At 48.0% G+C, this 23,180-nt stretch carries 5 protein-coding genes; 3 read left to right on the top strand and 2 right to left on the bottom strand.

Translation table 11 applies throughout. The features are described from left to right. Positions 1-5: 5 nt before the first annotated feature. Positions 6-1,895, bottom strand: a complete 1,890-nt coding sequence (locus AAA946_RS21995) for a beta-N-acetylhexosaminidase (RefSeq protein ID WP_338166881.1) — start codon at positions 1,893-1,895, stop codon at positions 6-8. Positions 1,896-2,320: 425 nt separating this feature from the next. Between AAA946_RS21995 and AAA946_RS22000 the strand changes: the two genes are divergently transcribed. Genes AAA946_RS22000 through AAA946_RS22010 form a run of 3 tightly spaced genes read left to right on the top strand, consistent with a single transcriptional unit; the run spans position 2,321 to position 7,263 of the window. Beyond that, the gene (locus tag AAA946_RS22000; RefSeq protein ID WP_338166882.1) at positions 2,321-3,943 is read left to right on the top strand and encodes an ABC transporter transmembrane domain-containing protein; all 1,623 of its coding nucleotides are present in this window, start codon (positions 2,321-2,323) and stop codon (positions 3,941-3,943) included. Then, the gene (locus AAA946_RS22005; protein ID WP_338166883.1) at positions 3,936-5,975 is read left to right on the top strand and encodes an ABC transporter transmembrane domain-containing protein; all 2,040 of its coding nucleotides are present in this window, start codon (positions 3,936-3,938) and stop codon (positions 5,973-5,975) included. The genes AAA946_RS22000 and AAA946_RS22005 overlap by 8 nt, the downstream gene beginning before the upstream one ends. Further along, positions 5,968-7,263, top strand: coding sequence for an HlyD family type I secretion periplasmic adaptor subunit (locus AAA946_RS22010; protein WP_338166884.1), 1,296 nt, complete (start codon positions 5,968-5,970; stop codon positions 7,261-7,263). Before AAA946_RS22005 ends, AAA946_RS22010 begins: the two co-directional genes overlap by 8 nt. Positions 7,264-7,314: 51 nt before the next feature. On the opposite strand, the gene AAA946_RS22015 is transcribed toward AAA946_RS22010, so the two are convergent. After that, complete coding sequence (locus tag AAA946_RS22015; protein WP_338166885.1) at positions 7,315-22,758, bottom strand: VCBS domain-containing protein; 15,444 nt, start codon at positions 22,756-22,758, stop codon at positions 7,315-7,317. Between the last annotated feature and the right edge of the window lie 422 nt (positions 22,759-23,180).

Raw genomic sequence — 23,180 nt, forward strand, 5'->3', positions numbered from 1 at the left:
CAATGTCAAGATGACATGCGCTTGTAATTAATGTTGCGTTTATCAAGATATTCCAACTGAGCGGCGACTCTTGGTAAAAAGCTTTGCCAAGACTTATTCTCGCTGGCTGTCCATGCCACCTCCGCGACCGCGAACAGCCTTGGATACAACAAGTACTCCAATGTGGCTTTGTCTTTAACAAACTCGGTCCACACTAATGCTTGGGTACCTATCACTTGTTCACTGTTTTCAATACTGCCAGGGTCAAAATCGTAGGCCGTTCTAAGATCAATGGATCCAGCCCACAACACTCCAGTTTCATTGATGTCTTTGTTCCATGCCATATCGAGATAAGTAGCCTGAGCAGGACACATAATGACCGGATATCCCGCCTGAGCGGCTTTTTGCCCTTCCGCTCCGTTTGACCATGCACAGACTGTTGCGTTACTGGTGATCTTATTGCCATGACTGGCCTCTTCCCACACGGCAATCTTACGACCTTTCTGGGCTAGATATTGCTCCAAGTGGGAAATCAAATGCCCCTCTAGTAAGCGTACATCGTCGAGTCCCATTGCGTTCGCCTTAGCAATACACGCCGGCGATTTCTCCCATACGTGTTTCGGCACTTCATCGCCACCCAAGTGAATCACTTTGGATGGGAACAGCTCGCACACTTCATCCAATATGGTTTCCAGCACTTGATAGGTGCCGGGCAGTCCTGGATTAAGCACATTATCTTGGTATTGCTGAATGGAAACATACTCAGACTTGTCGTCAGCTTCGCGCAGCAAATGCGGTAACGCCATAATGAGCGCGCGAGCATGACCCGGAATGTCAATTTCTGGGATCACAGCGATCTCTCGCGCTTTGGCATACTCAACCACCTCTTTGATTTGCTGCTTGGTAAAAAAGCCGCCGTATCGCTTAGGTCCTGACCCAAATTGAGAAGGCTGTAGCTCCCCCTCACCTCGCCATGCGCCAAGATCGGTGAGTTCAGGGAAAGCGTCTATTTCTATGCGCCATGCTTCGTCGTCGGTGAGATGCCAATGGAACGTATTGAGCTTAAGCCATGCCATTTGGTCAATGACTGATTTCACAGTATCGATGTCATGAAAAGAGCGTGCGCAATCTAAAAACTGCCCACGGTAATGGTATTGAGGCGCGTCGATAATGGTGGCCGAGCCGACCACACCTTGACCTGTAACCAACAGTTGCGCCAACGTTACCACACCATAAAAGAACCCTGCCGATGTCGCCGCTTTGATCTCTATAAACTCACGGCCAATGTTCAGCTCATAACCTTCAGGTTTGATGTGCTCAGCACTTACCTTAACCAGCGACAAGGTTACATCACCTTTCGCCTTGTTAAAGGTGACCTCAGGAAACTGATTTGAAAGCCAGTCGATTGCGTTACTGGTTTCTGTCCCCTCAGCGTTGAAAGTCACTTGATTAGCTAGTCGAAATTCACCTTGAGTAGACTCAATAGACTGCGGCTGAGGAATAACGCCAGAGCTTGCCGCGGGAAGCGTCAACGCTCGAAGATCTAAGTCTTCGGGTTGATTCATCTTATGTGTCCCCATTTCAACATCGACGATCGTTTCTCCAAGTCGTAAATAGGGATGATTTGGACGCTCAGAAAGATTGAACAAACCACAAGTTTGACTTTCAACTGTGGTCTGCCAACGCTCACCTTTTCCTATCGCAGTATTTGCCGGAGGTGCCATCTCAATGTGCGACCCAACTTGCGAGGCAACATGTCCATTGACCACGGTTTGTTTATCGATAAAACGAGGCATATCAAAGCACAACACAAAATCTTTAAGTTCCGTGTCAGTGCTATTTTCCAGGACGATATTGAGCTTGAGCGAGCCATCTGCGCTGTTAAGCACATCAAAATGTAATTTAGGTTTACTCACGACAAATCCTTTTTACTTTATACGTGAACGAGCGTTGATTGCGGGGAGTGTAACTACCTAGCATATCAATTGCTCAAAACCCTGTGATGACACTCGCGTTGCAGAAATCCAAGAATGCGGCGCACCCTGGATTATTGGCTTCAAGAACAAGATAGCTATTGCCAATTCGAACTCTTTCACGTAGACGCTAAGATACTCGTTGAGTCGATGTTCAATATCTAGTATCTCCAAGTCACTCCCTATATCAGTTCGGTGATATCGATAATGAGAATGCTAACAATGAGGCTTTAATCGCCGTTTTTGTTCCCTCCGAAACTCATATCTACAATGCTTTTCAGTAAAACCCACCTTTTCCTCGGTTACTATTTGAAAGTTGGCAATTTCTGTCCGAATCTTAATTCATATGGATCATAAGTGGGTTGCGTATGGAGACGACACTTTCGGCTGGCGTATCGGGAATTAGAAAGGTTCTAATACCATCAATATTGATCAACATTCTTTCCCTTGCCGTGCCCTTAACGGTTCTGCAAATCTATGACCGTATCATTCCCAATCAAAGCTATGGAACGGCAACGCTGCTTCTATTGGGGGCAACATTGGCGGTATTACTTGATGCTTTGCTACGTTATATTCGAAGTTGGATCTTGGCCGCGGAGTCCGCCAACATGGAAAAAGCGCGTTATGCCTCAGCGGTTCGCGTGCTCGCCAGTGCACCTACGGCTGAGATCAAACAGTTAAAAGTTGGCGGCGTACAAAATGGTCTTGAATCGATTTCAAAGATCAAAGATATCTACTCCGGCGGGTTGTTATCGGGGCTCATAGATATTCCTTTTGCATTGCTGTTCCTGTTCTTAATTTACTATGTCGGCGGAGCGCTGGTTCTGGTGCCTTTTATCGTGTGGACAGTGACGTTTTTAATTGTGTGGCAGTCTGGTAACCGTGCAAAACGTCGCAGCCAAAAGCACGCAGAGCTCGACGACTTAAGAGCGGGATTCTTAGTCAAACTCTCTCGTAACTTACTCGGCATTAAACGTCAGGCAAGCGAATACCGAACCTTCTCTACATTCAAAAAGCTGAATCAAAGATACCGTCTTATTACCGCAGACGACGAAAGAAAGAATGCGTTTGCTCAAGAATGTATTTACCTCGCATCACTTGGTACGTCAGTAGTTCTAGTGATCGCTGGTGCATCACATGTTTTGTCTGGAGAAATGACGACCGGTGGCTTAGCAGCCTGTTCAATACTGGCAGGGAGAGCTGTTGCCCCGCTCACCGCATTAACCAATCTCAATATTCGCTACGCGAATATGCAAACATCGGTTCAGAGCGTTAGAGAGCTACTCACTCTCTCGGCTCAAAAAGAAAGCCTACCTGATAACATTGAGTCTTTCCGCCAAATTGCCTATCACGATATCGAGTTCGACCGCTACGGAAAAACTTATTCCTTCAGCCACGAGCTGGTCTGTGGTCGCATCGCCCTTGTTGAACACCGCAATAACGAAGTTTCTGGGCAAGCGCTGGCCGCGATGGCTGGGGTCAATACAATTGCTGACGGGAAAGTGTTGATTGACGACTTAACGGTGGATCCACATTCAATCGCATCGATAACCTCTTATATCAGTGCTCGAGGCTCTATTTTGCAAGGCTCCATTTTGGACAACTTATGTGGCTTCAACCCTGAGCTTTCAGAGAAAGCTCTGTCGTACAGTAAACAGCTAGGCTTGTACGATGTGTTGACTCAACTCCCTGATGGACTTGAAACTAAACTAGCACAATTGCCAACGATCCCACTCAGTCACAGTAGTATGCGTTTGATTAATCTTTGTTTCCAATTGGCAAAGCCGACTCCGCTGCTGTTTATCGACAAACCAGAAATCGATCTCGACATTGATACTTGGCCTAAATTAGCTGCCGTTCTGGAAAGTGAAGCTAGCTCAGGACGCAGCATTGCTTTGGTTACTCATAATCCACTATTTAAGCAATTGACGAGCGACGTCATCAGTGTTTCTGAGGGAATGGCAGGCGAGCGAGGTGAATCAAATGAATAACTTTGAAACCGCCGCACTTAAATCACTTAGACTTTTAGACGTGAACAGCAACATTGATGTGTTTGCGAATCAATGGGTGGAAGAAAATGGTCTAGCGGATCTGCAGGATTACTTAAGCATGCTCGATCGTCTTAACGTACCCTATCGGATCATTAGCCAAGATATGGCATTAACCCAATACGATTACAAAGTGTCTGTGCACGTTTCCGACTCTGGGTTAACGGCCTACAAGCAACATGATTCAATAAAGCAAGACCCGGCCCGCAACGCTTATATCGTTCTTTTAGAAGACACTCCCCCAGATAAACCGGATCCTAACTGGCTCGGCAGCCGCCTCGACGCATTTCGACACATCATCCCCAAAGTCGCACTCGCAAGCTTGGTGGCTAATTTGTTCGCGCTGGCCATCCCTTTCATCACCATGTCCATTTACGACCATGTGATTGGTGGCGATGCGCCTCATGAGTTGTCTGGTATCGCTATTGGCGCCGCGCTTTTATTTGCTCTGCTTTGGCTGCTCCGAGTGATACGAAGTCAAACTTTAGCCACAGTAGCGAATCGCATCAGTCGCGAGATATCAGACGCGCTGGTTAAAAAGCTGCTTACCGAAAGCTATCAAGTCACTAAAAACACCGCACAACAAACCCAAGTCAATCAGCTGAATTTCTCACAGCGAATTGCTGGCGTGCTGTCTGGGCCACTCGGCAACACACTTTTCGATATCCCCTTTGTTCTGGTGTTCTTAGTGGCGATTGCCGCACTGGGTGGCTGGTTGGTTATGGTGCCAATCGTCGCTTTGTGTTTTTACTATCTGGTGGCGAAGCGCTCAATCAAACATTCTGCAGTCAGAGCGAATCAATCCACAGTGGCTGGCGCTAACCGTCAAACATTGATCGCTGAGCTATCAGGGCAACTCGGGTTTATGCGCAGTAGCCAAATGATAGATGGATGGCTCTCCAAATTTGATAAAGCTAATCATCTCGCTTCAACTAACAGCTTTAAGCAGTCTTTGCATCAAGCCAAATACACCTCTATTTATTATGCGATCGGCATTTTATCGACCATCTCCGTGATTGGTCTGGGGATTGAGCTCATCTTTACCAACGTCATGTCCGCCGGTGGCTTGATCGCGACCATGATGTTAATTTCAAGAATTACCGGGCCAGCACAAACATTGGCCAACAACGCCTTACGTCTCCAGCAACTCAAACAAACCGAGCTGCAAATTAATCGCACGCTGGCCATGAACACAGAGGAAAGCTACCGCTACCATCACCACACTCTTGACCAGTCGCCACCACAAATAGAGCTCGACCAAGTGACGTTACGCTATGCAAAACAGGCAAAACCTGCGCTGAGTGGGGTATCTGCCGTCATTGAACCTGGAGAGATTGTCGCCATCACGGGTCCATCAAATAGCGGTAAGACCAGCCTCATCGACACCATCGCCAGTTTTCAGCCGGTACAAAATGGTGTGGTGAACATTAACGGGATAAACCTCAACCAATACGCTCCACATCTTTATCGACATTGGCTGTTCTATAAAGCGGCTCATCCACAGGTTTTGCTCACCAGCATCAGAGACTGGTTTTCTGACAATCAAGGCATAGAAGATCATCACATCATCTCCGCCATCGAACGAGCCGGAGGGAAAGAGTGGTTGGCTTCATTAGAGAATGGGCTCGATAGCAACTTAGCCGATCTATGGCCAGCCAGCATGTACGACTTACTATCACGGTTTGAAGCTCGAATGCTTATTACCGCAAAAGCACTGGCTACCCATTATCCGCTTTATCTTCTCGACAACCCGCTTCAAGACTCAGCGCCAAACTCCGTTGAGCTATTTAGCGACTTTTTAAATGAGAAGCGCGGCCGTTCGACAATCCTCTTCAGCACACAAGACGCCGAGTTGATTAAGCTCGCCGATAAGGTTCTGGTGCTGAATCAAGGAGCCGTGGCCTATTTCGGCGCTTTGGATAATCAAGATTCACAGCAGGAGTCACAACCTATGGAGATCGTTGCTAATGAGTAAGGAATATTACGCTGAGGCGATAGAATCAAAGCAAACTCGTCGACTCTTATCCGTTATAACTTCGGCAATTGCACTGTCTGTGCTCGCCTTCATTTCCTGGTCAGCCTTCACCAAGGTCGATGAAATTGCTAAGGCGCAAGGCACTGTTATCCCTGAAGGTGAAAGACAGATCATACAAAGTGATATTGGCGGAAAATTGAAAGTAATCTCGGTGTCAGAAGGGGATCTCGTCGAACAAGGACAAGTACTGGTTGAGTTTGATGCGACTTTCCAAACAACGGCGCTAGAAGAGCTTAGAGCACAACAAGCGTCTCTCAACTTAACTATTGAGCGCCTTAGCTCACTGATTGATGAAAGAGACCCGGACTTCTCCGACTATGAACAAGAGTTCCCAGAGTTGGTCGCTCAGCAAAAAGCACAGCGAAGTGCACAAGTCGCTCTCTACTATCAAAAGCGTATCGTTTTGGAAAAAGAAGCCGAGCAAATCACTGAACAGCTACGAAGTACTGACAACGCTCTGCCTGCCTATGAGCGCGAGCTTCAAGCCTCACAACAAGAATTGACCATACTCCAAAGAGGACAAAAAAGCGGCAACATCTCACGTTTACGTGTGCTTGAGATGCAACAAAAAGTCGCCTCAATTGAACAGCAAATAGAAGAGACTCGCGGTAAGAAAGCGCTGCTGTTAAAACAAGCCGACTCCAATGATGAGAAAATCTCCCAGCTTTTAGCAGAGGCAAAAGTAGAAGTGGCTGATCAACGCTCCAAAGCCGCATCTGAGCTTTCTGCTTTAGAAGCCAGAGTTCGTTCGGGAGAAGCGAAACTGTCAAATACGGTATTGACGTCCCCAGTACAAGGGCTAGTTCAAAGCATTCCTAGCACCAAAGCGGGGGCGGTTATTCAACCGGGAGGCACGGTGGTAGAGATAGTTCCCATTGGTGGCAAAGCCGACTTTAAAGCCAAGCTATCACCACGTGACATTGGTTTTGTAAATGAAGGTCAACCTGCTCGAGTCAAAGTCGATGCTTTTGATTACAGTCGATTTGGAGCACTGCGGGGCGTGGTCGAGTCCATCTCCCCTACGACCACCAAGGATGAGAAAGGCAATATCTTCTACGAAGTCACTGTCTCTGTGGAAAAACCCTACTTTAGAGATGACCCGGAGCGCTTTGCGATCTTGCCGGGTATGACAGGTGAAGTCGACATCACCACTGGTGAGAAGACCGTATTCCAATATCTATGGAAACCGATCTATACCAATGTAAGCCGAGCCTTTGGCGAGCGTTAACGTTACTTTTAGCTCCAAACACGCCCTTGTTATCCAAGGGCGTTCCTTTGTTTAATGATTCGTGTCATCAGGCAATGTCGGGTCGTCCAAATCATGATGTTCTCTTTCTGTCTCTTGAAGATGCTCTATACCACTATGTTCATCATGATGAGTAGCGTCTTCCTCTCCATACTCGTAGGTAACATCGCTTTGCTCTGCGTCATTTAAGACAATATCAATATCATCAGGTAATGTAGAATTCACTCCATCGGCATAAGCCTCGCTTTGGTCAATCCCGAGTTGTTCTAAATAACTACTTGCGCCACCAGTCAGTTTCGACACGGACTCTTCCTCAGCACTATCCAGAAGAGGAATTCCTAACTCCGTCATTATTGTCAGCTCATGCTCAATACCACTAACAGCATCCGGCTCAGGCACATCGTACGCATCATGCAGTGTCGCAGAAGGTGCGTGTGAAATGACCGGAGTCACCGTCATATCCAGCACTTCCGAGCCTAAAGTCAGCTTACCACTGTGACCCGGACCATGACTTAAAATGCTCACCTGCACATGCAGCAGCACGTCGTCCTGATGCGAACCTTGCAGAGCAATTTGGAAATGGTCTTCGTGAACGCCGACATTCTGTGCCGACCCATGCGGACCGGTGTGCACATCGGCGTGCTCCTGATAGCTCAGATGGCCGGTTTTAGGATCGATGGTCAACGTTCCCCACTGACTGGTGTAGGAGGTGTGGTAATGTCCATTCACCAGAATTTTCCACCCCTGCTGAGCTGACGGCACTGGGACTTGTGATGGCATCAGCGTTGGTACGCCAAGGGATGCGCTAATTTGATGGCTGCCTGAAGGTGCTGTTACCACAATAGGTTCGGGTTTTGCCCCAGCGGCCATATTTAAGCTCGAGCTTACATTACCATGCTCATCAGTCATAACCGCTCTAACGATGGTGCTAGGCGCAACCTCCAGTTGTATGCCGTGGCGCAGGCCGTTGGCATCGAGCACATGGTCAACCCCATTAATATTAATATGCTCTCCCACTTTCGCGTCTGCCGCTGCATGAACAGTCGCCGTGATTGTACCTGCGGCGCCTTGAGCAATTTCCGCCTTACTGTAGGCATTATCAGGGCCAGGATCTTCAAAAGTAATGGTTGGTCTGGACACGCTAGTATCTACATCAAAATGATGGTCAGCAGATACCGTAGCGGTGTTCCCTGCGCTGTCTGTTGCCGATACACTTGCCTTGATCATAGCGGTATGGACTAGCTCCCCTCCGGGCACATCAATACTGTACCGTCCCGAAGCATCGAGTTGCCCCGTGAATTGATGTCCGCCCACTTCTATAGTGACAACGTCACCTGGTTGCGTTCCACCAGTGGAAGACCCTGTAATGGTGATGGATGACTGAGATTCAACGGCATTAATGACATTGTCACTGGTAATTGAATCTATCGATATCGACGGCGTTGGTGCTTGTGTATCAATTGTCACAGGCATAACAGATGAAACTGTTGGCAGGACACCGGAAGGCGCCAGCGCTCTGGCACTGATGTTATGCACACCGTCACCCAACGCTCCGACCACTATTTGATAATCACCATGATCGTCAGAATAACCGCTACCTATCACTTTTGAACCATCGTAAATCTTCACGAGCGAGAACGGAATATCAGTATGACCACTAATTTCCGGCGTCTGAGCACTCGTCAGGTTATCCGTATCAGACTGTCCTGTATCACTGCTCGTTGTCAGATCCACAGTGACATGATTAATTGCCTGGGCAGATGCTGTCATCTGAGTTGGCATCGTTTGCGATATTGTCGGTTGAGTCGCAACCAAAGTGGATGTCGTAGGTCGCTGACCTGTCCCTGATGGTGCCGCCACGGTGCCAGTAACGTCAAAGGTTATAAATAAAGACGATGTTAACCCCGCTTTATCGGTCACAGACACTTCAAACGTATCTTGACCCGTATAGCCAGACACTGAATTGTAATGCATACCGACTATTTGACCATTTGGCGTGTACTGATATGCCCCAGTATCTGGGTCAACGCTTAGAGTGCCGTACTGGCCCGAAGACTGGCTAACACCAAACTGATGTGTATCCCCCACATCAACATCGGTCTCAGTTAGGGTACCTGTTATTGGAGTTGTGGGAGAAACATGCAGCACAGGTGCATCGTTGATCGCTTGTAACGATACGGATGCGTGTGCAGCAGTGCTCCCCCCGTGACGATCAATAACACTGTAATTGAACTGGACGACGCCGTTGTAGTCACTTTCGGGCGTAAAGGTATATGTGCCATCGAGATTTTTCGTAATTTGACCATGATCTGCTGACAGGTTGCTCACTCGTAACCACCCCCGATCGTTGATATCTACGTTCGAAGCGTTGGCAAGCAAATCTGCCTGCGATAGTTGTATACCCGTATCTTCTTTGCCTGATGAAAGTACTACGTCACTGGAGACTGTCGGATTATCGTTGTGACCTTGCACCACCACGGCCACTTTCTTAGTCACACGACTTCCGTCGCTCGACACCGCTTCTACATCAAAGTACTCCCATCGTTCGTCGCCCGCACCTAGTTGTGTTGCCAGGCTTTGGTCGACATCGTAATGCCAATGCCCTGCAGCATCCACATGAAAGGTACCATAACGACCGACGACACCTGTTGAAGGCGTGGCCGACCAATGAACCCGATCATGAGTGTCAGTATCATGTGCTACGAGTTGACCAGAGACCGATGCACCCAATGCGAGGTTCTCAGTAACTCGCCCCAATTCACTGTGAGAATCGATAACAACATGATCCTCGGTTCCCTTGACCTCAACCCGTATCGGAAACTCGGTACCATCCTGAGCGATGAGTTTAATCGACTCATGTAGCGACTCTCCCGTTTTCAGCCCCTGAACCACACTGTTTCTGTTATCGCCAATATAACTCCAAGCGTATTCACCTTTGTGCGGACCACTCAAAATAGTGTGAAATTGGAACGTTCCATAGGGGGTATGAACATCTAAATCCTGCCCTAGAGTCCAGATATGCTGATGACCTGCAAATTCAACCTTGACCTGACGGATGGTGTTATCGGCATCGGTAATTAAGAGATTTTGCCAATCCACAGAATCGAGAATCCTGTTATGAAACATAGTACTGGTTGAGACATCTTCTCTAGCAACACCATAATTAGAACCGGTAAACTCTGTTTTGTCATCGACTGATGCCAAAGTAAGCACAGCACCCGTGTGCGTTGGCGTACCATGAGTGTCGGTCACATCATAACTAAACCGAACCGTGCCGTTGTAGTCCTTGTCTGGCGTGAACGTATAAGTCCCATCATGATTATCTTGTATGCTTCCGTTGTCAGCATGCAAGTTCACTACCTTTAAATGACCAATGTCATTTTGATCAACATCGACAACATTTGCCAACAACTCTGTAGCACTGATAATTTGTGCGATATCTTCCGTCCCTGAGTGAATATGGACTTCTGAAGACACTTGTGGGACATCGTTGGTGCCTAAAACCTGTATCGTGATGATATGCTTATCACCGCCCAACGTCTGCACTTCATATTGAACCTGTTGAGTCTCCCCTTGCCCCAGATGCTGCAAGTTCGCATTGGGCGCGCTATAGGTCCACCCACCCGTTTTACCTATGGAAAGACTTCCTCCAAATGGGTCATTGATAGCATGTGCGTTAAGCGTGTGTTGAAACCCGCTTTCACCCGCATCAACATCCTGCGCATTGAGAACTCCGCTGACGCAAACCGTGTGCGCCGCATCCTGATGAACTTGCTGATCTTCGGTGATAGCGCCTGTGCTTTGACCGGTTATCGTTGCAGCATCATCGGTACCTTGGACGAACACTTCAACTCTTTGTGTTGCTCTGGAACCGTCGCTTGAAATCGCTACAATATCGAATCCTTCAGCTTTGCCGTCTCCGGCGCCAAGTGCCTGTACCTTGGACGCATCTAAATCGTAGTGCCAGGCGCCTGAACTATCGAGATAAAAGGTTCCGTAGCTACCGGTTTGTGTGGGTTGCGAGTTTGCCAACTCATAGCTTACCGTATCACCGTAGTCGAGATCATGAGCATGCAACATACCCGCAACCGTTGCTTTGCTATCTTCAATCACCGTACCGATGGGTGACGTAAGTGCATTAGGCGTATCGATAGCGACGTGATCATCCTGTCCATTAATCGTCGCAGTCACCGGGATGCGCGTTCCGTCTCTGGTGATTAACACCATTGAATCTTGTAGTTGCTCCCCTGACTTCAGCCCCTGAATATCTGGATTGGCATTATCAGCAGTATAACTCCATTTATTATGACCATCGGTACTGTGTGTGGTACTGAAGTAGCCATGGTTAGCCGTGAGAGTCATAGCAAAGTCTGCGGGGACGTTATGCCTGACTCCATTGACTTCAATTGCGACGACCGCCGCGTCAGTTGCCCCATCGGGGTCCTGTATATCAATATTGGTCCAACCGGACCAAAGACGGTTACTCCCTGCTCCAGAGAGATGATCTTCGGTCACTAACCCATGCGCCAGGCCAGCAGTAAGGGTGCTTGGGTCGTTGACAGAAGCAAGCGTAGACGTTGCGCTTGTGTGTACGCTTGCCCCATGAGGGTCAACGACATCGTATGAGAAATGCACATCGCCGTTGTAGTCTGCATTTGGTCTGAAAGTAAACGTACCATCATGATGATCGATGATAACGCCATGATCTGCGCTCAAATTCGCAATACTTAATCTGGCAAGATCACCATGGTCCCGATCCGTCGCATTGGCCAGCAACTGCTGACTGGTCAAAATCATATCTTTGTCTTCTTCACCGCTTGGCAAGGTAACTGCTGCAGTGACTACAGGTCTGTCATTACTGCCATGCACCGTCACCTGGACCACTTTCGATGCAGTGCCATCTTTTGACGTAATAGTGAACGACTCGGTAAATGACTCCCCTTCAGCAAGGTTTTGAACCTCATCGAGATGATTATCAATGGTATAGCTCCAACTCCCGCCATTGTTGACGAAAAAATGCCCCCCATGAGGCGTTGTTTCTGAGTGCGACACGGCGAAGGCATCGTCGTGGTCCGGGTCACGGACACGAATAATCCCACCAGCGTACAACTGATTGGGATCACTGTGTGAAGTGCGGTCTTCATAGATATTCTGATGGGCCGGAAGATACCGTGGATCGACGACTTCCAGATAGGCATTGTTGTCACTACCATGGATGGTGACGGCAATGTCTTTCGTCTGCCCGTCACTGGTCTTGACTTGAAAATGCTCGGTTAAGGTTTCCCCTGTTTTGAGTGCCGCAATTCGGTAATTACTGCCGTGGTTTCGGGCGGCATCAGCATAATAGCGGTAGGTGCCATCGGGCCAGACCGTCAGATAGCCTATATTTTGCGAGCCCTGCTCCAGAGTAAAACTGAACTGCGTATGATCGTGACTGTCCGGATCAACCAGGCTTAAACGTCCCATAAAACTTGAGATATCCTGGTACGTTTTAAGCGCTTGCTGCTCGGTAAGCTCAATGCTCGACGAGGCAATGTTCGCTTTATCGTCGCTACCAACGACCGTAATCGTCGCGGTTTGACTAGTGGTACCACCTTGAGAATCGGTCACGAGATAGTGAAAGGTGATCTGTTCCTTCTCACCTTCAGACAAATGCTGGAATCCTTGTGCGGTAGCATCGACGATGACATGGGTTCCATCATGGGAAAAGGTCACCCCATCAGGTAACGGCCCCGCAGCGCCATGGTACTGACACTGAATGTGTGAGATAGCAAGCGTGCCACCATCTGGATCTGTCGCACCTTGAAGCAAGTCAACCACATGATGACTGTCCGAGTCTTCTTTCACTGTGTCTGAGATTGGAGAGACAATCGGATTGTCGTTAGTTCCGGTGATGGTAATGATCAGATTTTCCGTCACACTGGCATGGTGTTCATCGGTCACTGTCACCGGAATCGTCAACGTCTGTGTTTGTCCTGCAGATAGATGTTGGTATGCTGAATGGCCTGGGTCAAAGCGATAAGTGCCATCGTTATTGAACCTCAACCCATCCACGGCTTGTGCGATGGCATAATGAAGTACTGCTCCCTGATCAATGTCGTTGCCCTGCATTTTCCCAGCTAACTCTTGCCCATCTTCAGTCACAGCCTGAGTCTGAGCCGTTAGTGTCGGAGCGTCGTTCGTACCATGGATCGTCACAGTGATGGTGTGGGTATCTCCCCCCACGCTCTGAACCTGATACTGGACCTGCTCAGTTTGTCCCTGAGCTAAATGCTGCAAATTGGCGTTAGGAACGCTGTACGCCCAATCCCCCGCTTTGCCAATGGTTAAAGTGCCGCCGTAAGGATCATGAATGGCCTGCGCTCGATGCGTTGCATGGAAATGCTGCTCGCCACTATCTGGATCGACAACATTAAGTACTCCGGTAGTAAACACCGTATGCTGAGCATCACCCTGGACGTGATGGTCTTCGGTAATGCCGCCAGTATCTTGTCCGGAGAACACCGCTGGATCGTTAACATTGGCAAGGTCCATTGTCGCTGTTGCCGGAGTCGATGCGCCATGGTTATCCGTCACTTGGTAGCTAAAGTTTACGCGCCCACTGTAATTGGCATCTGGAATAAAGGTAAATGTACCATCATGATTGTCTATCACTCGGCCGTGGTCGGCACGCACATTAGCAATGTGTAAGCGATCGTAATCATCAATGTCAGTGGCGTTGGAAAGCAGGTCACGAGAGTGAAGCAGCACCGACTGATCTTCTGTTCCCTTAGATAGGGAAAGAGCGCCTGTCACTATTGGCGCGTCGTTTGTCGGGATCATGGTAATCCGCAAATTCTGCACTGAGTACAAGCCTTCACTGTCGGTCACTTTGACCGGGATAATAATATGTTCATCCCCTTTTGATAATGAAGCATGCTGATAGGCTGGATGCGAGGAATCAAAGGTATAATGACCGTCAGGTAGCATCGTAAACCCGGGGACACTGCCAACAGGAGTATAAACAAGATGCTTCTGGTCTCCATGATCAGGATCCACGCCGTACAAGCTTCCTTTAAGCAGGCCACCATCTTCAAATACACACTCATGCAAGCTGCCAGAACCTATATACGGTTTATCACTGGTTCCCTGTATCGTGAACTCAACTTGTTTTGTCGTACCATCCGCACTTCTTATCGTAAACTGGTCAGTGACGGTTTCACCGTTTTTAAGAGAATCGACCAATGAGTTATCAATATTGTAGAAGTAACCCCCATCTTTGTTTACCTGCAGGTCTCCTCCTAGTGAACCCTTATAGAAGGCATTCCTTCCTGCTAGCGTAGTTTCAAAGAATGACTCCTGCGCACCATCGGGATCGACAACATGAAAATGACCCGTTGAATGCAGCTCTGTTGTCCCACTAAGTACATTGTCTTCTTTTAGCCTATCTCCAACTGCCGTTATTTGTGCAGCGTCAGCCACCGGTGTGATCTGCATCGACGCTCCAGTTGGTGTGATACCACCATGATCATCCTTTACATCGTAGGCGAAGTGCACCTGACCGTTGTAATCTCTATCTGGTGTAAAGGTATAGGTGCCATCATGGTTGTCACGAACAGAACCATGGTCGGCAAGCAAATTTGCCACCGTCAGTCGTCCTGCATCGTTACTGTCGACATCGACAGCATTCGCCAGCAAATCCGCCTTGGTGAAGGTCTGGCTGACGTCCTCTTTGCCAGACTGCAAGGTAACTTCTGATGAAACGTAAGGAGCATCATTATCCCCGTGTATGGTGATAACAATATCGTGAGTGGTTCCATCTTTGGAATGAACAGTAACCGTATCGGTGAGCGTTTCCCCTTGACCCAACTGGTCGATTGTTGAGCCAACAGTGGTTTTGGTGGAGCCTAAGTGCCAATCATGAGTACCCGCAGCAACCGCATATTCCCAATGCCCATCCGGACGAAGCAGTAAGTGTCCATATTGGCCGCTGTATGAATACACCTGACCATTAGGGTCAAACACGCTTTCACCAGAATCTGGATCCACAATTGTCAGTTGACCGCTTGTTGTCAGAGAGTCTTGGCCAATAACCCCAATACCAGGCTGTGCATAGTCAGGAGACTTATCCTGCCCAGCTTGATTCTCATATACATCCCCGGTATCCACACCACCAATAACTGCGGCATCACCTGTACCTTGAACGTTGATGGTCAGGTTTTGCGTCGAGCTTGCACCATGTTCATCAGTCACTGTCACCGGAATATCAATGATCTTGTGCTCGCCGTCTTTGAGCTGTTGATAGCTCGCATGAGACGGGTCAAACGTGTAGCTACCATCGGCGTTGAATGTCAGTCCATCTATAGCATGAGCTATCGAATAGGTGAGCGTCGCACCGTGGTCAATATCTCGGCCTTGCATTTGCCCATTCAGACTATTGCCATCCTCTTTCACTGCCTGCGTCTGTGCGCTGAGGGTTGGCGCATCATTAGTGCCATGTATGTTTACCTCTATGGTAAACGTCGTCCCATCTTTCGCTCGAACCACGCATTGATCGGTAAGCACTTCACCTTGGCTTAATGATTGAACTTGAGGCTGATGGTCTCGGATCGTGTAGGTATAGTGGCCATCTCGCATCAACAAAATATGGCCGCCAAGCTTGGTATCATAACCTATACCGGTATAGGTTTGCGGACCATAGTTAATATCAAACATCGCTTCTCCTTGGTCAGGATCAACGATGTCGAGTTTGCCTTCAAAGTGAAGCTTATCATGAGTATCGATATAGCCTCTGTCTTCGGTCACTCCTGCCAAATGATGGTCGGTCGATGCGTAGCTTATTTGTGCGTTATCTGACACTGGTTTGAGCGAAGCGCTCGCAGAGGTGACGGCGCTTCCACCATGACCATCATGGACTTCGTAGCTAAAACGCACTGGCCCGTTATAGTTGAGTTCTGGGGTAAATGTGAACGAACCATTGTGATTATCTGTAATAGTGCCAGCGGAAGAACCGTCAGCCTTAAGTGCGACAAGGCTGGCGACTGATAGATGACCTGCATCGTTAGCATCAACATCCGATGCGTTGGCAAGCAAGGCTGCACTACTGATGATATAAGGCTTGTCTTCATGACCAGGCGGCAATGTCACTGTCGAGGAAACTTCAGGATCATCATTGGTACCATGTACCGTCACAGTAATGACTTTTTGCGCAGAGCCATCTTTTGATTCAACGGTAAATTGCTCTTGAAAGCTCTCTCCCTTACCTAACTGCTGAATTGTAGGCAAGCTGTTGTCAATGTGGTACTGCCACATGCCCGTTTCTGTCACAGTGAAGTGACCTCCGTGGGTCGACACTAACGTTTGAGGCTTCAATTGGTCATCATCATGATCAGGGTCAATGGCCTTGACGATACCCGTTGCAAAGAGCTCTGTAGGGTATGCTGGAGAGGTCATCGAGTCTTCGTGTAAGTGATTGTCTGTCGTACCGTAATTAACAACAATCTGGGCGCTATCTTCTTCACCATGAATCGTCACGGTGACAGGTTTCGTCTGCCCATCGGCGGTCTTCACATTAAAAGTTTCAGTGATACTCTCACCGGGTTTCAATGCTGCTACCGTTTTTTGAGCATTAGCAGTTCCCACATAATTGCCTTGAAGAAAGTACTCGTAGTGCCCATCTGCACGCAGCGCGAGCGCTCCCAATCTAGAACTAGATTGATAGATCATATCGACGAACTGAGGGTTGTCGGTCGTATCGATATCCGTCAGTTGAAGCGCCCCTTTAATAGAGGTGCCGTGATAGGTGTGCTCGGCAGCAGCTTCACCGATATTTATCGAACTCGAAACCAGCTGCGCCTTATCATCGGTACCGACTATTTTTACAATGACACTTTGAGGTGTTAAAGCCCCGTGGCTATCCGTGACTTTGTAACTCAGTTCAAACGTCGCAACCTCGCCTTGCGCAAGATGCTGGAATGTAGAACTGGATGGATCAACCTGCAGATGGCCATTAACTATGCCAAAGCCATCCGGAAGCCTTTCTATATGACCATTCACCTTAACTTGGAACAAACTACCCACGCTTAGCGCATCACCATCGATATCTTGAGCATGGGACAACAAATTAATATCAAGATGCTGTGACTGATCTTCATGGAACTGAGCAGTGATTGGCATCACTGAAGGTTTATCATTGGTTCCTTCGATAACAAAAGATAGCTCTTTTTGAGCTTGCCCACCGGCAGTATCAGTCACAATGACCGTGGTTTTCACAGTTTGTGTATCGCCAACCGCCAAATGCTGATACGAGGCGTGGCTTGGGTCAAACGTATAGCTGCCATCTGGATTAAACGTCAAACCATCAATTGGATTTGAGGTGGTATAGGTTAGCAAATCATGGTCAGTGTCGGTTGCTACCATTTGACCGTGGAAGACGGCGCCATCTTCTTTTACTGATTGTGATTGGCCAGCCATCACTGGCAAATCGTTGGTGCCTGTGACGGTGAATTTGAGCTGTTCTCGATGTGAGCCGCCTGCGGTATCCGTCACGGTGACCATGGTGGTGAGAACTTGGGTGTCCCCTTTTGCTAGATGCTGATACGACGAATGACTTGGATCGAACGTATAGCTGCCATCTGGATTGAATGTCAGGCCATCAATTGGATTGGAAGTGGTGTAAGTGAGCAAATCGCGATCAACATCGGTTGCCACCATTTGACCGTGAAATACCACACCGTCTTCATTCAGTGATTGTGATTGGCCAGCCATCACTGGCAAGTCATTGGTGCCTGTGATGGTGAACTTAAGCTGTTCTCGATGCGTGCTACCAGCCGTATCGGTCACGGTGACCATAGTGGTAACGACTTGGGTGTCCCCTTTTGCCAAATGCTGATACGACGAATGACTTGGATCGAACGTGTAGCTACCATCCGGATTGAACGTCAGGCCATCAATTGGATTTGACGTAGTGTAAGTGAGCAGGTCTTGGTCTACATCGGTTGCCACCATTTGACCTTGGAAGACTGCACCATCCTCTTTCACGGATTGTGATTGACCAGCCATCATTGGTAAATCATTGGTGCCTGTGATGGTGAATTTCAGCTCTTCTCGATGAGAGCCCCCAGCCGTATCGGTCACGGTAACCATGGTGGTCACGACTTGGGTGTCACCTTTTGCCAAGTGCTGATACGACGAATGACTTGGATCGAACGTGTAGCTGCCATCTGGATTGAATGTCAGGCCATCAATTGGATTGGAAGTGGTGTAAGTGAGCAAATCATTGTCAGTATCGGTTGCCACCATTTGACCTTGGAAGACTGCACCATCTTCTTTCACTGATTGTGACTGACCAGTCATCACTGGTAAGTCGTTGGTGCCTGTGATGGTGAACTTAAGCTCTTCTCGATGCGTGCTACCAGCCGTATCGGTTACTGTAACCTTGGTGGTCACAACTTGGGTGTCACCTTTTGCCAAATGCTGATAGGAGGAATGGCTTGGGTCGAACGTGTAACTGCCATCTGGGTTGAATGTTAGGCCATCAATTGGATTGGAAGTGGTGTAAGTGAGCAGGTCTTGGTCAATATCGGTTGCCACCATTTGACCGTGGAACACTGCGCCATCTTCTTTCACGGATTGTGATTGACCAGCCATCATTGGTAAATCATTGGTGCCTGTGATGGTGAACTTAAGCTCTTCTCGATGCGTGCTACCAGCCGTATCGGTTACTGTAACCTTGGTGGTCACAACTTGGGTGTCACCTTTTGCCAAATGCTGATAGGAGGAATGGCTTGGGTCGAACGTGTAACTGCCATCTGGGTTGAATGTTAGGCCATCAATTGGATTGGAAGTGGTGTAAGTGAGCAGGTCTTGGTCAATATCGGTTGCCACCATTTGACCGTGGAACACTGCGCCATCTTCTTTCACGGATTGTGATTGACCAGCCATCATTGGTAAATCATTGGTGCCTGTGATGGTGAATTTCAGCTCTTCTCGATGAGAGCCCCCAGCCGTATCGGTCACGGTAACCATGGTGGTCACAACTTGGGTATCCCCTTTTGCCAAATGCTGATAGGACGAATGGCTTGGGTCGAACGTGTAACTGCCATCTGGGTTGAATGTTAGGCCATCAATTGGATTGGAAGTGGTGTAAGTGAGCAAATCGTGTTCTACATCGGTTGCCACCATTTGGCCTTGGAAAACCGCACCATCTTCTTTTACTGATTGCGATTGACCAGCCATCATTGGCAAGTCGTTGGTGCCTGTGATGGTGAACTCAAGCTGTTCGCGATGCGTGCCGCCTGCGGTATCCGTCACTGTAACCATAGTGGTAACGACTTGGGTATCACCTTTTGCCAAATGCTGATACGACGAATGACTTGGATCGAACGTGTAGCTGCCATCCGGATTGAACGTCAGGCCATCAATTGGATTTGACGTAGTGTAAGTGAGCAGGTCTTGGTCAATATCGGTTGCTACCATTTGACCGTGGAAGACTGCACCGTCCTCTTTCACTGATTGTGATTGACCAGCCATCACAGGCAAGTCGTTGGTGCCTGTGATGGTGAACTTAAGCTCTTCTCGATGCGTGCCGCCTGCGGTATCCGTCACTGTAACCATGGTGGTGAGAACTTGGGTGTCCCCTTTTGCCAAGTGCTGATACGACGAATGACTTGGATCGAACGTGTAGCTGCCATCTGGATTGAATGTCAGGCCATCAATTGGATTGGAAGTGGTGTAAGTGAGCAAATCATGGTCAATATCGGTTGCTACCATTTGACCTTGAAAGACTGCGCCATCTTCTTTCACTGACTGTGATTGGCCAACCATCACGGGCAAGTCGTTGGTGCCTGTGATGGTGAACTTAAGCTGTTCTCGATGCGTGCCGCCTGCGGTATCCGTCACTGAAACCATAGTGGTAACGACTTGGGTGTCACCTTTTGCTAGATGCTGATAGGAGGAATGACTTGGATCGAACGTGTAGCTGCCGTCTGGGTTGAATGTCAGGCCATCAATTGGATTTGACGTAGTGTAAGTGAGCAGGTCTTGGTCAATATCGGTTGCTACCATTTGACCGTGGAAGACTGCGCCATCTTCTTTTACTGATTGTGATTGACCAGCCATCACAGGCAAGTCGTTGGTGCCTGTGATGGTGAACTTAAGCTGTTCTCGATGCGCGCCGCCTGCGGTATCCGTCACGATGACCATAGTGGTAACGACTTGGGTGTCCCCTTTTGCCAAATGCTGATACGACGAATGACTTGGATCGAACGTATAGCTGCCATCTGGATTGAATGTCAGGCCATCAATTAGATTGGAAGTGGTGTAAGTGAGCAAATCTTTATCAACATCGGTCGCCACCATTTGACCGTGAAATACCGCACCGTCCTCTTTCACTGATTGTGATTGGCCAGCCATCACTGGCAAGTCATTGGTGCCTGTGATGGTGAACTTAAGCTGTTCTCGATGCGTGCTACCAGCCGTATCGGTCACGGTGACCATAGTGGTAACGACTTGGGTGTCCCCTTTTGCCAAATGCTGAAACGACGAATGACTTGGATCGAACGTGTAGCTACCATCCGAATTGAACGTCAGGCCATCAATTGGATTTGACGTAGTGTAAGTGAGCAGGTCTTGGTCTACATCGGTTGCCACCATTTGACCTTGGAAGACTGCACCGTCCTCTTTCACTGACTGTGATTGACCAGCCATCACTGGTAAATCGTTGGTGCCTGTGATGGTGAACTTAAGCTCTTCTCGATGCGTGCCGCCTGCGGTATCCGTCACTGAAACCATAGTGGTAACGACTTGGGTGTCCCCTTTTGCTAGATGCTGATAGGAAGCATGACTTGGATCGAACGTATAGCTGCCATCTGGGTTGAACGTCAGGCCATCAATTGGATTTGAGGTGGTATAGGTTAGCAAATCATGGTCAGTGTCGGTTGCCACCATTTGACCGTGGAAGACTGCGCCATCTTCTTTCAGCGACTGCGATTGTACTGTCATCACGGGTAAATCGTTAGTGCCATCGATCTGAACATCAATATTGTGCGCGGTGCCGTCTACAGACGAAACCGTAAAGGTTTCACTCAAATGAGTGCCCTTAGCAAGTTCCTGTATTGCAGTTTGCTGATTGTTCGCTTCATACTGCCAGTGACCATTCGCCTCTATTGTCAACGTGCCAAATTGTCCTACTAACACTTGTGACAAGAAGTGGTTCTGCCCCTGATCGCTATCAATTACCGATAAATCGCCCGACGTTTTGACACTGCCATTAACGACATTCAAGTCTTCTTTAACCGACCCAGAATCTACACCGGAAATAACCGCAGAATCAGCCGTGCCACCAATAACAATTTCGATTAGTTGCGGGGTTTGGTCTGCCGTATGAATCGTTATTTGCTCGGTAATGATGTTCCCTGAAGCAAGCTGTTGAATGGCTGGCAAGGAATTATCGACTTGATAGTGCCAATGACCATTTGAATCAATGTCCAATACGCCAAATTTACCCTGAACAACTTCAGAAAGAGTGTGAGACTCCGCTTGGTCAACATCCACCACGTCTACTTTACCGTGGACATGCATTAACCCCGAGCTATCAACATTAAGATCCTCTTTTAAAGCGCCCGTAAATTGCCCTGTTACTTTTGGAGCATCATTGGTACCCGTTACCGTAAATTGAAGTTGTTCACTGTGCGTACCACCCATACTGTCCGTCACGAGCACAGTGGTACTAACAACTTCTGTCGCGCCTTGCGCTAAGTGTTGATAAGCGCCATGACTAGGGTCAAAGGTGTAGCTGCCATCAGAATGAAACGTCAAACCATCGATAGGCTTTGATATTACGTAGCTTAGCGTGTCTCCATCAGCATCTGTTGCCACCATCTTTCCATGAAAAATGGCATCATCCTCTTTTACTGCATGAGATTGTTCCGACATTTTCGGTGCGGAATTGAAGTGAGGCGATTTATGTACTTTATCAGTCTGTTGTGTTTTTTCGGTGGGTACAGAAAAAGGGGCAATTCCGTCAACATGGTTGTCTCTAGCCGACGATGACGTACCAGATTGACTCGCAATATGATGAGAAGTGTATGCATGCATTGGGTAGTGATGGAGAGCAAGGTGCCTACTCGGTAATGCGTGTGTATGACCGCTTTCTATATCATCACTGTTTGCTGCTAGCTCTTGATGCTCGCTAGAGGGTGACGTGGGCGTCTCTGAATCAGGAGCTTGTGTATTTTCGTGAGGTCCAGTCGCTTTTTGGGTTAGAGCATGACTTTCTGCGATATTACCGTCATCGCCACTATCATCACTGGCGTTGGATAGAGAAGGTAATATGAGAGCAAGTGTCGGCGGAACGCCTACTTGATATCTTAATGTATTAAAAAGTCGACGCTTTGCCCGTTTTTTCTTTTTGGATTTAGCGTCATTTGGATGTGTAGAAACCTGTCGCGGTGATTCTTTTTTCGTTTGATTTTCACTGCTTTGTTTTTTCTCAGTCATGCTCTCAGCCTTAACTCACAAACCTTTTTTAAAGTTAAGGATATAGAACACGGTTTTGCTAACTAATCTCGGTTTTTAACTTAGTTTTTTTACGCCGTATTTAAGCTCGCTATCTGACACATAGAAGTTAAATGATAAGGATATTACTGAGACTCTCATCCATAAGAGAGTAGAACGAGCAGGTGTAGTGATGCAATGAATTTGGTCACCTAAATTTAGATGATACTATTCGAATAACTTTAGCTAAGGTTAATTGGTAAAAACGCAAGAGGGATGATCTTCGAACCTAAATAACTTTGGGGCAGAAGGGTGTTAGCAAATCCGTCTCTCCTGACCTGACATTACTCAAAACAGATCAATCTTTATTGTCCGCCGACACTTTTCTTTACAGCACTTTTTGATTTTTCCATAACAAAAGCCCA

This window comes from Vibrio sp. 10N (assembly GCF_036245475.1).
Classification (GTDB): domain Bacteria; phylum Pseudomonadota; class Gammaproteobacteria; order Enterobacterales; family Vibrionaceae; genus Vibrio.